We start from the raw sequence: 12740 nt of genomic DNA, 5'->3' as shown, positions 1-12740 counted from the left end.
GCGTGGAACCGGGTTCTGGCGAAAACCGGCCATATTTCCGCTCACAGCGCCCGGTCTTTTGCTGAGTCAGATGCTGCCAGCCGACCCGTTATGAAGCCGGACTGACGCGTTCCCCGTGAGCTGCTTTTAACAGGAGCGGGATAAGGCTGTTCGTTTCACGCGTTAAGGTTGAGAACATATCCAGATCCACTTTTGTCACAGAGACAAAGATCCCCGTTTTCTCGCCGGGCACCAGAACCATATAACTCATAAAACCGCCGCCGCCGCCGGTTTTTTGGATCATTACCGGGGAGTCAACCGAAGGCCGGATAAAGACCCAGCCCATTCCCAGCCCCTGCGCTTTCCCGGCTAAATCCAGACCCGTAATGGATTTAAGTTGCTGTCTCTGTACATACATGGCCTGCTGAACGGCCCTGAGCGCTGGCTTATCAGAATGACGGATATTCAACAGATGCTGCATCCAGCTCGCCATGTCCCTTGCGGTGGAATACATCCCGCCGTTGCCGGCGGCTGCCGTCGTGTCCGTGCAGGGACCGGCAGGATCGATGCCAGAGCCTTCCATGAGCCGCTGACACTGAGCCCCGTCAGGCTGGGTGGTGGTGTCTTTCATACCCAGCGGGCCCGTCACATTTTCCCGCATAAGCTGCAGGTAGGGTTTTTTACCGGCAGCTTCCATAGCATCGGCCAGCAGATCGTATCCGACATTAGAGTACTGCGCCTGTTCCCACGGCGCGGTCAGGGTCGGCTTCTGATTCAGCCAGCGCCAGCGGGCAGGCCTGTCCGGCCAAGTGAACGGAGCTGCGCCGGCAGGAGCCTGGCCCGGGATAAGCCGCGGCAGCCCGCTGGTATGTGTGGCAAGCGAAAGCAGGGTAACGGGATTTCCATGGCTCACCTCAGGGACCGTCATCCCCGGGGGAGCATATTTCTGAAGCGGGTCGGTCAGCCCGAGCGCTCCCTTATCGGCAAGCTTAACCAGCAGCTCTGAGGCCAGAATTTTTGACATAGAGCCGACCCTAAGCAGCGAGTCGGGCGTAGGGCTGGTATGGTTGCCTTTAGCCGTTTCACCATAGGCGTGATACGTCACCTGACCATTCTGAATAATGGCCATGACCATAGCCGGAGGATTAGTGTCATGAAATATCTGTGCAGACTTCTCAGCAATTTGCTGCTCGGTGGTCAGCTGGCCAGCATTGACATAACTGGCGGCCAGCAGAGTGGCCACGGCCAGAAACAGTGATTTTCTCTTCATCCGGAATTACCTTAAAGATGTTTTTTAGCGAGCTGAGTACCGAAAGACTATTGAATGCTTTTGGATGTATTCAAAATGTTGTTTCGCAGGCAAACGCGAATGATACTCAGACAGAAATAAAAAGTTAAAATACGGTTTAATTAATATTCAGTGGCGCAATAAATTAATAACAAATATGGCTCACCGGTCAGGTGAGCGGGATTATGTTGATAATCCGGAATGCTGGCAAACAATAAGAATTTGTATTAATTTAAAGAAAATCTAAAGGATGTGCTATGCGAAAAAACCCTCCCCTGAAAGCCCTCAAATCTTTTGAAGCTGCCGCCAGGCACCTCAGCTTTACCCGGGCCGCGAAAGAGCTGTTCGTTACCCCAGCCGCCGTCAGCCAGCAAATAAGAATTCTTGAGGAGCGTCTGGGTATCACGCTTTTCAGACGACAGTCCCGCAGCCTGGAGCTCACAGAGGAAGCCGCGATCCTCTATGACGGACTGCACGAAGCGTTCCGGACTATAGAAAATATTTATCATCAGTTTGAAGGCGGGGAATATAAGGAAGTCCTGACGCTGGGCTGTGTAGGCACGTTTGCCCTTGGCTGGCTTGAGGCCAGGCTGGGGCGTTTCCAGACGCTTCACCCCCATGTGGATGTCCGTCTGCGTATTAACAATAATATCGTCAATATTGCTGCAGAGGGGCTCGATCTGGCTATCAGGTTTGGTACCGGGATATGGCCCTCAACCAATAATGAAAAAATATTCGACGCGCCGTTTGGCGTGCTGTGCGACCCAGAAATGGCCGGACGGCTTCGTGCACCCCGGGATTTGCTGAACGAAAGGCTGCTTCGTTCTTACCGGATGAATGAATGGGAAGACTGGTTTCGTGAGGCCGGGGAGGACGTCGCCGGCATCAGCGGTACGGTCTATGACTCGTCAGGACTGATGATCCAGACCGTCATACATACCGGCGGCGCGGCGCTGGTTCCCCTGAATATGTTTACACGGGAGCTCACATCCGGGCAGGTTGTGCAGCCCTTCGAAACGGTTGTCAATGCCGGCAGCTACTGGCTGACATATTCAAAATCCAGAATCATACGCCCCGTAGTCAGAACCTTCAGGGCCTGGCTTCTCAACGAAGCTCATAGTGATTAAACTATCGGTCAGACAAGTCTTTTATTGTACCACGGGAGAAAAATCCTTAACGTGCCTCCCCAGAATACACCATCAAACAGTCCGGTGAGCCCACCCATCAGCATGCAAAAACTCGCTGACGCCGCAAGACCGGGCTGCAGGAAGATGGCTGAAGTAAGAATGAATTTTGTACAAAAAGTAATAACAATCATTCCCAGCGTCAGCGGCGTCCCGGCCCTGATAACCCTGCCCGGGTTGCCTGAATCCTGCAGGGGAGGTTGTGATCCCCACATCCAGTAGCCGAGTGCTCCTCCCGCGAGTAATCCTGCGATCATCATGGTGAGACTTACCCCTGCCCTTTCTGTTTCAGTCATAATTCCGTAGCCTCCCCAGACAAGAAACACTACCGGGAGCAAAAAAAGCCGTCCGGTTTTCATTTCCCTGTCATAAAGGGCGGTAAAACCACGACGAAGTAAAAAAGCCAGCAGGAGCCAGACCCAGATCGGTACATGACTGAAAAATTCAGACAGGTTCATGGTTTTTCCTTTCCGTTTATTGATGATTACATTTAGCCGTAGAGAATTGCTCCAGCGTTTTACTTGATTGACCCCAGGTTATTTTCCTTTTTTTGTGCCCGGACGGAGGAGATTATTCAACCTGCGCTGTTGCCATGACTTAAGCCGATCGTGAATAACAAACACCCTCAGCCCCCTGAACATAACAAGGCTGCCCCATATGGCGGTCACAACGAGGGACCAGTAGCTTTCCGGAGTCAGCAGATAGTTGATAACCATCATTGCGGTACATGTCAGAAGAGCCGTTGCGAGTATCCGCCAGAACGTCATTTCCCGGGCAACCTGGGCTCTGGCATCACTGATACGTTCATCCAGCGCGTTGACGGCATCCCCGTCCTCTTCCGAGAGCTCAGATACGCTGACGTCAAAGGCAGAGGCAAGCGCACTCAACGTTTCAAGACCAGGTTTCTGCCCTTTTTCAGTGCGCTGAACCGTTCTGACAGAAAGCGAGGCGACTTCTGCCAGCTGCTCCTGAGACCAGGCCTTCTTCAGGCGAAGGGCTTTCACTTTCTCTGCGACGGTCATCGATAACCTCATGTATGTTTGTAGCGGCTAAGATATTCGCATTTCCTGCCCGCACCGTAAACGACACGGGCCTGACAGAAAGACGACACAAGGGCGACAGACGCTGCCTGAATGACGGGATAAGCCTGTATCACAGACTTACTCTTCAAAAATAACGGTATCTCCGCACGCTACAGGATGCGTATTCCTGAGCCACAGTTTTCCCCATCTTCCGGTGCAGTGGCAGCCCAGAACATGCTCAGGTGCGAGCTCACGCAAAAATGCTTTCAGCCTTATCAGCCTGAGCGGTGACGCTGCCCGCAGATGAAATCCCCCGATAAGGGCGTAGACGCGGTTTTCTCCCGTAATGTTCACGCAGTGGCGAACGGTGTTCTCCAGCCCACGGTGGCCACACCCGGTCATAATGACCAGCCCGCGGGACGAGCGCCAGATAAGTGCGCCTTCGTCAGACACATAATCAGGCGTGGCGTTCCTGTAATCGGTATAACCCCAGGGCTCCGGGCTTTCCACGGGGATTTCACCACTCCAGACAAAACGTCCCGCCACGACGCGCGGGGTTTTGCTGTACTCCACGTCAAGACCGCAAAAACGCTCCACGACCGAAAGTTTCTTAAGAGGAATGACCTTTCCCGGCAGCCTGACAGCGGCATACCTTTCCCGTAATACTCCGGGATGACAGATAATCCTCGTCCCTGGGTCAAGAGACGTTATTCCGCCGCTGTGATCGTAATGCCCGTGTGATAATACAACCGCGTTCAGATCTGTCAGCGGCTCGTTGATTAGCCTGGCGTTGTGAGCAACGGTTTCATCCGGGCCGGAGTCAAACAGTATCCGGCTCTCTCCGTCGTCCAGGAGGATGGAGAGGCCTGCACGGGACTGCATTCCTGCAGCCGCGTGAGGCGACAGATGGTTTTCGACCAGAATGGTCATTTTGAGTGCCACAGGTCAGTTCTCCCTTAGCGGTTAATTACCCCATTGTCCCGACAGCAGCGCTGTTACGTGTTTCAGGGCGGCATTTTTCTCACTGCAGCAGATAAAGAGTTATCAGCATGCCAGCCCGCCACATCATGCTCCCCGATAGCAGCCAGATTTCAGCAGTGACAACGAAAATGAGTGATGCTGTCAGAACGATATCAACCCGGTTAAAAAAATAATTAACCTCTTTAAAATCTGCGCTTATATTCATTACAGAGTACATCCCGCTGCGTGCACCTGCTTAAATAACCCTGAAACGTAAAGGGATTAATGATTATCACGTCACTAAACAGTGATAGTGTATTCATGGAAAGACCCCAAAGGACGAATAATGAAATTACGAAAAAGGGCGCTGGCTGCCGGAATTATCGTACCCGCAATCCTGGCTACACTGCTGTCGTCAGGGATGGCCTGGCGCCAGCTGAGCAGGGACACGTCCGTGACGGCAGACATACTGATGAGCCAGGTCGACCACATCACGTCCATTGCCCGCCATGCAAGCCTGGTAACCGCCAGGCTCGCCACTCAGCCCTGTGAAAGCGTCCTGCAGCAGATGACGGAGAACGGCGCCCTCACGCCCTACATCCGCAGCACCGGGCTTATACGGGATGGTAAAGTAATCTGCTCCTCCGTGACCGGAGCCAGACAGCAAAGTGCCGATGAGATTTTTGGTGTTGCCGTTTCAGTACCCACAGGGAAGATAAACGTTATCGCCACGGAGGGGACCAGCAGCGTGCCCGGGCACGTGGCTGTTATCTACGCTTATGGCGCCGGCAACCGGACGACGGCATTCAGCGTGGTGGATGCCCGATACGTTACGGACCTGATGGACTCCCTGGATGATGAGAATCATTCGGTTCAGCAGCTCAGGTTCAGTGATGGCCCCGTCATTTCCGGGCAGGAGAAAATCTCCCCACGTGTGAAAGTGTTCACAGCTGAGTTCCACTCTGCCGCGAGTCAGGCGCAGCTTCAGGTTCTTACACCGACGCTGTCGCTTCGCCATTACATCCTGCGTAATCTGCTTTTCCTCGGTCCCCTGTCCCTGCTACTGACCCTGGCCATGCTGTACATGTGGCATCGCTGGGATTCTAGAAAGATGTCTCTGGCGGAAGAAATCAGGAAAGGGATGGCAGACGGCGAATTCAGCGTGCATTACCAGCCGGTCTGTGACACCGCGACTGGTGCCTGCTCCGGCGCCGAAGCCCTGATGCGCTGGCAGCGTACTGACGGTAGAAGCATTTCACCGGTGGTGTTTATCCGGGCCGCTGAAGAGGAAGGTCTGATTGTCAGCCTGACGCAGCATCTCTTCAGCCTGATAGAAGACGATGTCAGGGCATGGCAGGTGACTGACCCCTTCCATCTGGGCGTGAATATCGCAGCCCCTCACCTGACGGACCGGTCGTTTACCGCTGACGTACTGAGACTGTGGGTTTCTCTCGATCCCGCTTTTCGACTGGTGCTGGAAATTACCGAGCGCAGCCTGGTTGAGGACACTGAAGCGGCATCAGCGAAACTTCATGAGCTACGCCAGAAAGGCTGTCAGGTGGCCGTGGATGATTTTGGTACGGGCTACTGCTCGCTGAGCCTGCTTCAGAGCCTGCCGGTGGATTACCTGAAAATTGACAAAATATTCATCGACAGCCTGACGTCGGCCGGTGCGGACACGCCGGTACTGGACACCATTTTGGGCCTCAGCAGACGGCTGGGGCTGACCACCATTGCCGAGGGCGTAATGGCCGCACATCAGGCTGAATGGCTGATAAAAAATCAGGTACCTTACGTTCAGGGTTATTATTATGCCAGACCCATGCCGGCTGCCGCGTTTTATCAGTGGTACCGGGAGCAGGGCGTGAGACTGAAAGACGACGTTATTGCGTAAGATCAATATTAACCGGATTTTCGCCTGTTTATGTCATGGCGTTGATGTTACATGTATCTCCTTCTTTATATTTTGAATGAGTGATGTCACACCATTTTCTAACTTCAGCCGAGGTCAGCATGATTATTTCCAGCCTGATAGCGATTGCCACCGTTCTGACAATGGGGGTTATCAGCCCGGGTCCCAGTTTTATCTATGTCGCGCGGAATGCGGTCGTCCACTCCCGACGCCACGGGCTTGTGACCGCTCTCGGTACCGGCGTGGGCGCTGCCATTTTTTCGCTGGCCGCCATGCTCGGCCTGCAGAAGCTGCTGCTCATGGTTCCGGAGCTGTTCATGGTGCTGAAAGTTGCGGGCGGGGCCTATCTGTTATGGCTTGCTGTTAAAATGTTCAGGGACGCAACCCGGCCTCTGTATCTGGCGCTTGACGGCGATAAAAATGACGGCAGGACGCTGATGATGACGTTCCGGGATGGCTTACTGACGCAGCTCAGTAACCCTAAAACAGCAATCATTTTTGCATCGATCTTCAGCGCCCTGCTGCCTGAAAATATCCCGGCCCTTTTTTATGTCGCGATCCCGCTGATGAGTTTCCTGATTGATTTTGGCTGGTACGCGATCGTTTCGCTCTGCCTGTCCTCCGAAAGACCGCGCAGGGCTTATCTTCGTCTGAAAACCTCAGTCGATCGGGCATCATCCGCGGTTCTGGCAGCACTGGGTATGCGGCTGATTTATTCCTCCTTTGTTAAATAACAGGACCAGACTGCTTTACCTGTCAGCAGGGTAAAAAGGCTCATAACTGATGAAAAATTTCACAATGCAGAAAGAATGAACTGCAACCTGTGAGATATTTGCCCTGCTTTCCTCAGATTGTCAGGGCTTTTTTTGCGCGATTTAATCAGATTAAAAAGTATCTGTAAGGAATTGATGTCATGATGAAAAATATTTTAGCTGCATTAACTGTTTTCATATCGTTTTCGGCAATGGCTGAGAAAAGGAATATACACAATGAGTGCTCCTTTAGAGCCGCTACGCTTTCGGATATGGTGGCGCTGTATAAAGAGAGGCAATGCAGCAAAAATCAGGCTAAGCAGTTCATCCATGAGGTGGCGACCGGTGAAACTCAAACTCTCAACAGCTGTATCCCAAAAAGCAGATACAAAAACCCAGACTTCATTGATGGCAATAACTTTGAAAAGTGGTCTGATTCTTTAATTGAGAAAATATGGTCCAATACAATGAAAGGCCCTGACAACTACGGTACTTTTATGGATGCGTGCATGAAAAATCCTGACAAGTATATCGGCGGTCAGTGGCTCTACAAATGACATGTGCAGGTTCAATTCATCGCTGAGGGCACATCGGCTAAACCAGCACCGTATATGGTGTCAGTAACCATTGCTGGCGTAGATAAGGCTGGATGACACAATCCAGTCAGTAAGGGGATGATCATGAGAGGATTTTTTAACAGATTAATAGCAACCTTTTAAAGTTAAGTTTGTGTGATAACAAATAAATTCTGAACAAAAAGGATCTGTTCAGCCGGACGGTCCGGTACAACCTTCATCCGGATAAGTACCGGACCGATAATCCGGTCGAAGACTGGCGCCGCCACTTGAGCCACCAAAATACTGTCGCGCTTTCGGATAGTTATAGCCATAACCAGCACCACCTCAGGAGGGCTCGCCGTGGTGATGCCTGTCGTACAGGCTGGATAAAATAATTTCAGCCCGCTCTTCCGGCCCGCAAAGCGGTAACCTGATGAGGTTATAGCCGCATCTGCCGTAGGCCTCAGCCATTGCATGGTACGTCTGAACCGCTTCCCCGAATGACTGCTTACGCTCCGTATCCTGTACGTAGATGTCTTCCCATGGCGGCGCGATGAACACGGTATGAGCATACCGGAACAGTTCAGTCGCTCTCTTCATATGGGGCGGCACCGGCAGATTACAGAGCGTAAGATAGCCAACTATATCCGGCAGCCCACGGTCAAAGAAAAATGGCGTTTCGCTTTGAGCAGCTTCATGCCACGAGCGTAACTCCCAGTTCAGCATCAGCCCGGCGAAAGCTTCCCTGTCCTTCCAGGGCAGCGCATTTCCGCCGATCGCCACCTGGTTCCGTATGATTGCGCGTCCGGCCTCAGCTGCCGTCGGATAACCTTTTGCGCGCAGGGAATTCAGCAGCGTGCTTTTACCTGACCCCGGTCCGCCGGTAATAATAATTCTTTGGTTTTCAGAATACATAAAAGCGTTCCTTTTCGGAAAAAACAACACACTGATGTTGGATACTTCATAATGAAAAGATGAAGACATCATTATACCGGTGCCCTACAGATAGCCTGCAAGCAACATTTTGCACCACTGATTTCCGTTCCCTGCAGATAAAACGTGTCGTCGTGTCTCACTTAATATATCCACGACGCCCGGGCTTTGCATTACAGGCGCTTCCGCCTGTCGGTTCACCCACGTAACACACTGCACAAAAGAGACATAGCAGCACAGATTGTCAGAACCAGTCCCAGTTGCTGCACCATGCCGGCGAGCCCCAGCATCATTCCCAGTAATAAGTAATAGCTCAAGCCGAATAATGCTCCCGCAGCTCCGGTCTGTTCGCGATAACGGTGCAGCGCCTGGCTCAACACGTTGGGTATCGCTATGCCATAGGCAATTACAGTTCCGGCTACCGGTATAAGTATCCACGCCGAGTGCTGCAACCACCAGGCAGCAACACCGGAAAGCAGAGCCAGTGTACATGCATGACGTACCAGCTGTTCCGGTGTTATACCGGTTGTTAACAGTCTCCGGTTCAGGAGGCTGCCCGAGAGTGAAGCAAGTGCCAGTAATATCCCCGTCCATCCGAATGCCCTGGAGCTCCACCCCAGCAGCCTGAAAAGAAACGGAGCCAGGCTGTAATAACTGAACAACATTGTATTCAGCAGGGCTACGAGTATTGCATTTTTCCAGAGCATACCGTCCCGGATCATGCGGGACGCCAGACCGCTCCCCCGGATTCTGAGCGTGTTCTCTGGCCGCGTTTCCGGCAGTAAAACTGCTGCCAGTATTAGCAATATTATCGCCAGTGATGCCAGAGCAATAAATACGCCGGTATGGCCGTACAGACTTACCAGCCAGCCTCCACTTACCAGACCGAAAACCGGACTCAGTGCAAGCGCCGCTCCCATGACGGAAAAGACGCGGGCCAGTGAGGTTGATTCATAACTGTCCCTCAGCATGGTCTGCACTACAACAGACCCGGCGGCAGCACCCGTGGCTGCCACCATACGGGCCAGCAGTAATACGCTAAAATCGGTGGACACAATTGCCATTACAGATCCCGCTCCGTAACAGATGAGTCCAGCCATGATGGCCGGACGTCGTCCGAACCAGTCACTCAGCCAGCCCCACAATGCCACTCCGGCAGCAAAGGAGAAAAAATAGACTGAAAGCGTCTGAGCAGCACGCTCGCTGCTTACCTGAAAAGATCTGGCGATATCTGGCAACGCAGGGCTGTATATAGTTTCTACCAGTTGTGGAAACATAATAAGCAGCGTCAGCAGCCACAGGGGAGGGCGAATAATACTATTCATAACAATATCCAGAGAAACAGAAAACTGGAGGGCATTATTGCTGAGACGATAATGTCTTATTATAATAATAAGGACTTTAAATACTAAATATCAGACATTTTATGAAAATTAGCCCCGACGATAGTTTCGATCCGGATAGTTTTAGTGAGCCGGTAATCGGAATTGCGTCCGATTTAGGTGTACACGATTCAGGACAACACAGTCACCTTCGTCATCAGCTGCTCTTTTCAGCGTCGGGGAGCATCACAATTGAACTTGAACAAACCCTGTGCCAGCTTCCCCCCCGCCGAGCAGCCTGGATCCCTGCAGGAACAATTCATCGCGCCATGATGCGTGGTGTGCTGGCCTATCGTTCCCTCTACTTTTCAACCACGCTTCCGTTATCTCTACTGCCACTGCAAATAGTCGAGGTTAATCCCCTGTTTTTTGAAGTCATAGAACGAATGGCATTCTGGCCATGGGGAATGCTGGCAGAGCAACAGGCCAGTCTCATTAACGTTTTCTGTGAAGAAATACAGACTGCACGCACAGAAAACTGGACATTACAGCTCCCCTCAGACGCTCGCCTGAACTTATGGCTGGATGGAGTACGTACGGGCGAATTACCCCCACGCCTTGGCCAGTTGTCCCAACAGATTGGTGCATCTGAGCGCACGATAAGCCGGGTCTTTATCAGAGATACCGGAATGAATTATCAGAACTGGCGGCAGCAGTGGAGGCTGCTAAAGGCAATGGAAATGCTGTGTGACGGATGGCAGTTAAGCTATGTGGCGCAACAGCTGGAATTTGTCAGCGACAGTGCATTCATCACGTTTTTTCGACAGCATACAGGTACGACTCCAGCACGTTATTCACTTAAGAATATTGCTGAAAAAAGTCCCCGCTGACGGTGATAAATCAATAAAAAAACAATATCCTAAGTTTTTGTATTTTCTATTAAGGTCGATTTTTGACCTCAACGTACAATAATTTTCGATATCCAAACTGGCCCCAATAAATGCGCCGAAGGCGCATGAAGGCGCCCTCTGTCGCTGAATACTGCACCTCCGTAAATGGCGCCGTAGCCCGGCGCAGCCGGTATCAGTTTTGATAGGTTCCACCAATCCATCACTTCGCCCTGCTAAGCCATAACCCGCAGACAGGCGGCACAGGAAATGATGTGCGCCGTCGGAGTGGTCACGACAAGGCTTCGCCGCAGTCGGGGCGTATCTCCGCGTTAGCGGGCCGTTAGGACCGCTTACGGGCGTGTTGCACAGGGTCTGCCGGAGGTGTGAATTAAAGCGGCTCGGGTTCTAGTTACAACATCCATCATTAAAAGCGATGTTGTTCCGGGCCTTCGGCCCGGGCGGCGGCGCTTTTCAGTGGTGGGTTTTTTGTGGGGAGCTGAGGATCCTAGGAGTAAGTGGTCGACTGTTGCTGTTGTAACGTTCTGAACCCTGCCCGCCATTTTTGGCGGGTGCTAACTCTAGGCGCAAAGCGCCTGAACCGAACCGGCGCGGACTTTGTCCGCTGCAAGGGCGGGCGTTATACACATGTCCACAGGACAGGTGGCGAATAGGTTTTATTTTTAAATGTAAGTAATGACTGAAGTTTAAAAGATAGGAGATCAGAAGTTTAAAAGGATCATCGCGGTTTGTAGAAATTCCTTATTGTGGTTTAAAAAGCATCCATCCAGTAGCTTATCACTTTAGCCTCTTGTGGTTTATGTGGATAACTGGATGAAAACCTAAAAGCGGTGAAATATTGGGCGTTCGGTCACAGAAATATGCGGGCAACAAAAGAAGAATTTTGGTTAAGTTTAGAAAACCCGGCATCAGCAGGACATGTTTGTCATTCAGGTCCCCGACGGGGGCCTGAAACAGGGGCTGAAGAAGGTTAACACGGCAATAAAAGCCGAAAAGTGGGCAGGCGTAAACCGATGCCAGGGCACCAGATTCAAAAAGGCAGCGTATTAGCTGGCGTTAGGTTGTGACCAGCAATGCATCACCAAGTCGTGCGTAATGGCCACGCGAAAGCTTCATTCGCTCCGAGACACGGCGTTCTATCTCTGCCCGAACCGCATCAAGATTACCGAAGAAGCGGCCTTTCCTGATTTCTTTTTGGATTTGCTGGCGAACCAGCAGCTCGATCTCTTTGCGCGTTCGCGGAGCGTCCTTACGCGCCCTGTGACGTTTCATGCCGTGTTCATAGCGTGACTTGTGGTACTGACGGAAGCGTTCACGAACGAATGACCAGGCCGCACTGATAAGTTCATCAGCACCGGCGCGAGGAAGCCCTTTCTTCTCACGCTGCTTATTTTCCCACTCAATACGGCTGCGGCGCGCAGCAGCAACGGCTTCTTCAGACACCCCAAGCACCTGCCACATCAACGGTGTGAAAGTGATGTCTGTGGGGATATTACAGCCAATTTCTTTATCGTATTCGGTGTTATAGGTAATGAGGTTCAGCTGAGCGAGAAACTTCAGGGCACCCGTCAGACGGGTGATCGACAGACGTTTTTTTTCTGTGGCCAGTCCGCAGCGAATGCTCATGGTAGTGAGCGATGAACCAACGCGATTAGCAAGGGGATTAAAATAGTGACACATTGCCTGTACGGATGCTTCCAGTGCCCGTATGCGTAACACTGGCGGGCGCTTTTTGCGCTCACCACGGGCGATCAGCATAGCAACCAGTGCCTGGAACTCTGCACGCTCAGTGAAGCCAACAGCTTTCTCGCGAATTTTTTCACAGAACGGAAGGGTTTTCTTTCCCTTTTCAGGAATGAAAACTGGATTCGGATTTTTTACCTGACGGTAAAGTGTAGTGGTTTCGGAATTCTGCTTACTCAC

At 51.9% G+C, this 12740-nt stretch carries 13 protein-coding genes; 5 read left to right on the top strand and 8 right to left on the bottom strand.

Features of this window, described 5'->3' with window-relative positions; genetic code table 11:
- Positions 1 to 88: 88 nt before the first annotated feature.
- The gene (gene ampH, locus FY206_RS24710; RefSeq protein WP_032635084.1) at positions 89 to 1249 is read right to left on the bottom strand and encodes a D-alanyl-D-alanine-carboxypeptidase/endopeptidase AmpH; all 1161 of its coding nucleotides are present in this window, start codon (positions 1247 to 1249) and stop codon (positions 89 to 91) included.
- Between the two features lie 275 nt (positions 1250 to 1524).
- Here ampH and FY206_RS24705 point away from each other — a divergent pair, with 275 nt between their 5' ends.
- On the top strand, positions 1525 to 2394 hold the full coding sequence (locus FY206_RS24705; protein WP_022650051.1) for a LysR family transcriptional regulator: 870 nt from the start codon (positions 1525 to 1527) through the stop codon (positions 2392 to 2394).
- A gap of 8 nt (positions 2395 to 2402) precedes the next feature.
- On the opposite strand, the gene FY206_RS24700 is transcribed toward FY206_RS24705, so the two are convergent.
- The 3 genes from FY206_RS24700 to FY206_RS24690 form a co-directional block, all read right to left on the bottom strand.
- Positions 2403 to 2909 (bottom strand): DUF6622 family protein, encoded by a 507-nt coding sequence (locus FY206_RS24700; protein ID WP_022650052.1) that lies wholly within the window; start codon positions 2907 to 2909, stop codon positions 2403 to 2405.
- A gap of 78 nt (positions 2910 to 2987) precedes the next feature.
- Positions 2988 to 3473 (bottom strand): helix-turn-helix domain-containing protein, encoded by a 486-nt coding sequence (locus FY206_RS24695; RefSeq protein ID WP_022650053.1) that lies wholly within the window; start codon positions 3471 to 3473, stop codon positions 2988 to 2990.
- A gap of 138 nt (positions 3474 to 3611) precedes the next feature.
- Entirely contained in the window at positions 3612 to 4415 is an 804-nt protein-coding gene (locus tag FY206_RS24690; RefSeq protein ID WP_022650054.1) for an MBL fold metallo-hydrolase, read from the bottom strand.
- Between the two features lie 364 nt (positions 4416 to 4779).
- Here FY206_RS24690 and FY206_RS24685 point away from each other — a divergent pair, with 364 nt between their 5' ends.
- The 3 genes from FY206_RS24685 (at position 4780) to FY206_RS24675 (ending at position 7654) form a co-directional block, all read left to right on the top strand.
- Positions 4780 to 6327 (top strand): EAL domain-containing protein, encoded by a 1548-nt coding sequence (locus tag FY206_RS24685; RefSeq protein WP_022650055.1) that lies wholly within the window; start codon positions 4780 to 4782, stop codon positions 6325 to 6327.
- 119 nt (positions 6328 to 6446) lie between these two features.
- Complete coding sequence (locus tag FY206_RS24680) at positions 6447 to 7079, top strand: LysE family translocator (protein ID WP_022650056.1); 633 nt, start codon at positions 6447 to 6449, stop codon at positions 7077 to 7079.
- A 179-nt stretch (positions 7080 to 7258) separates the two neighbouring features.
- Positions 7259 to 7654: a hypothetical protein gene (locus FY206_RS24675; protein ID WP_022650057.1), complete on the top strand. Its 396-nt coding sequence runs from the start codon at positions 7259 to 7261 to the stop codon at positions 7652 to 7654.
- 164 nt (positions 7655 to 7818) lie between these two features.
- Here the strand turns inward: FY206_RS24675 and FY206_RS25405 are convergent, their stop codons facing one another.
- The 3 genes from FY206_RS25405 to FY206_RS24665 form a co-directional block, all read right to left on the bottom strand.
- Positions 7819 to 7986: a hypothetical protein gene (locus FY206_RS25405; RefSeq protein ID WP_154591405.1), complete on the bottom strand. Its 168-nt coding sequence runs from the start codon at positions 7984 to 7986 to the stop codon at positions 7819 to 7821.
- 13 nt (positions 7987 to 7999) lie between these two features.
- Complete coding sequence (locus tag FY206_RS24670) at positions 8000 to 8569, bottom strand: AAA family ATPase (protein WP_022650058.1); 570 nt, start codon at positions 8567 to 8569, stop codon at positions 8000 to 8002.
- 215 nt (positions 8570 to 8784) lie between these two features.
- Positions 8785 to 9912, bottom strand: a complete 1128-nt coding sequence (locus FY206_RS24665; protein ID WP_077064355.1) for a multidrug effflux MFS transporter — start codon at positions 9910 to 9912, stop codon at positions 8785 to 8787.
- A 101-nt stretch (positions 9913 to 10013) separates the two neighbouring features.
- Here FY206_RS24665 and FY206_RS24660 point away from each other — a divergent pair, with 101 nt between their 5' ends.
- Positions 10014 to 10799: an AraC family transcriptional regulator gene (locus tag FY206_RS24660; protein WP_022650060.1), complete on the top strand. Its 786-nt coding sequence runs from the start codon at positions 10014 to 10016 to the stop codon at positions 10797 to 10799.
- A 1074-nt stretch (positions 10800 to 11873) separates the two neighbouring features.
- Here the strand turns inward: FY206_RS24660 and repA are convergent.
- Positions 11874 to 12740 (bottom strand): plasmid replication initiator RepA, encoded by an 867-nt coding sequence (gene repA, locus FY206_RS24650; RefSeq protein ID WP_022650061.1) that lies wholly within the window; start codon positions 12738 to 12740, stop codon positions 11874 to 11876.

The sequence above is a fragment of the Enterobacter chengduensis genome, assembly GCF_001984825.2.
Lineage (GTDB): Bacteria > Pseudomonadota > Gammaproteobacteria > Enterobacterales > Enterobacteriaceae > Enterobacter > Enterobacter chengduensis.
This window is presented reverse-complemented; position numbering and strand designations above follow the sequence as displayed.

Bases quoted from the DNA above. Each gene is read 5' to 3' on its own strand.
- FY206_RS24700 (WP_022650052.1), bottom strand. From the start codon at position 2,909: ATGAACCTGTCTGAATTTTTCAGTCATGTACCGATCTGGGTCTGGCTC.
- FY206_RS24660 (WP_022650060.1), top strand. From the start codon at position 10,014: ATGAAAATTAGCCCCGACGATAGTTTCGATCCGGATAGTTTTAGTGAG.
- FY206_RS24665 (WP_077064355.1), bottom strand. From the start codon at position 9,912: ATGAATAGTATTATTCGCCCTCCCCTGTGGCTGCTGACGCTGCTTATT.
- FY206_RS24675 (WP_022650057.1), top strand. From the start codon at position 7,259: ATGATGAAAAATATTTTAGCTGCATTAACTGTTTTCATATCGTTTTCG.
- FY206_RS24670 (WP_022650058.1), bottom strand. From the start codon at position 8,569: ATGTATTCTGAAAACCAAAGAATTATTATTACCGGCGGACCGGGGTCA.
- ampH (WP_032635084.1), bottom strand. From the start codon at position 1,249: ATGAAGAGAAAATCACTGTTTCTGGCCGTGGCCACTCTGCTGGCCGCC.
- FY206_RS24695 (WP_022650053.1), bottom strand. From the start codon at position 3,473: ATGACCGTCGCAGAGAAAGTGAAAGCCCTTCGCCTGAAGAAGGCCTGG.
- FY206_RS25405 (WP_154591405.1), bottom strand. From the start codon at position 7,986: ATGGCTATAACTATCCGAAAGCGCGACAGTATTTTGGTGGCTCAAGTG.
- FY206_RS24680 (WP_022650056.1), top strand. From the start codon at position 6,447: ATGATTATTTCCAGCCTGATAGCGATTGCCACCGTTCTGACAATGGGG.
- FY206_RS24705 (WP_022650051.1), top strand. From the start codon at position 1,525: ATGCGAAAAAACCCTCCCCTGAAAGCCCTCAAATCTTTTGAAGCTGCC.
- FY206_RS24685 (WP_022650055.1), top strand. From the start codon at position 4,780: ATGAAATTACGAAAAAGGGCGCTGGCTGCCGGAATTATCGTACCCGCA.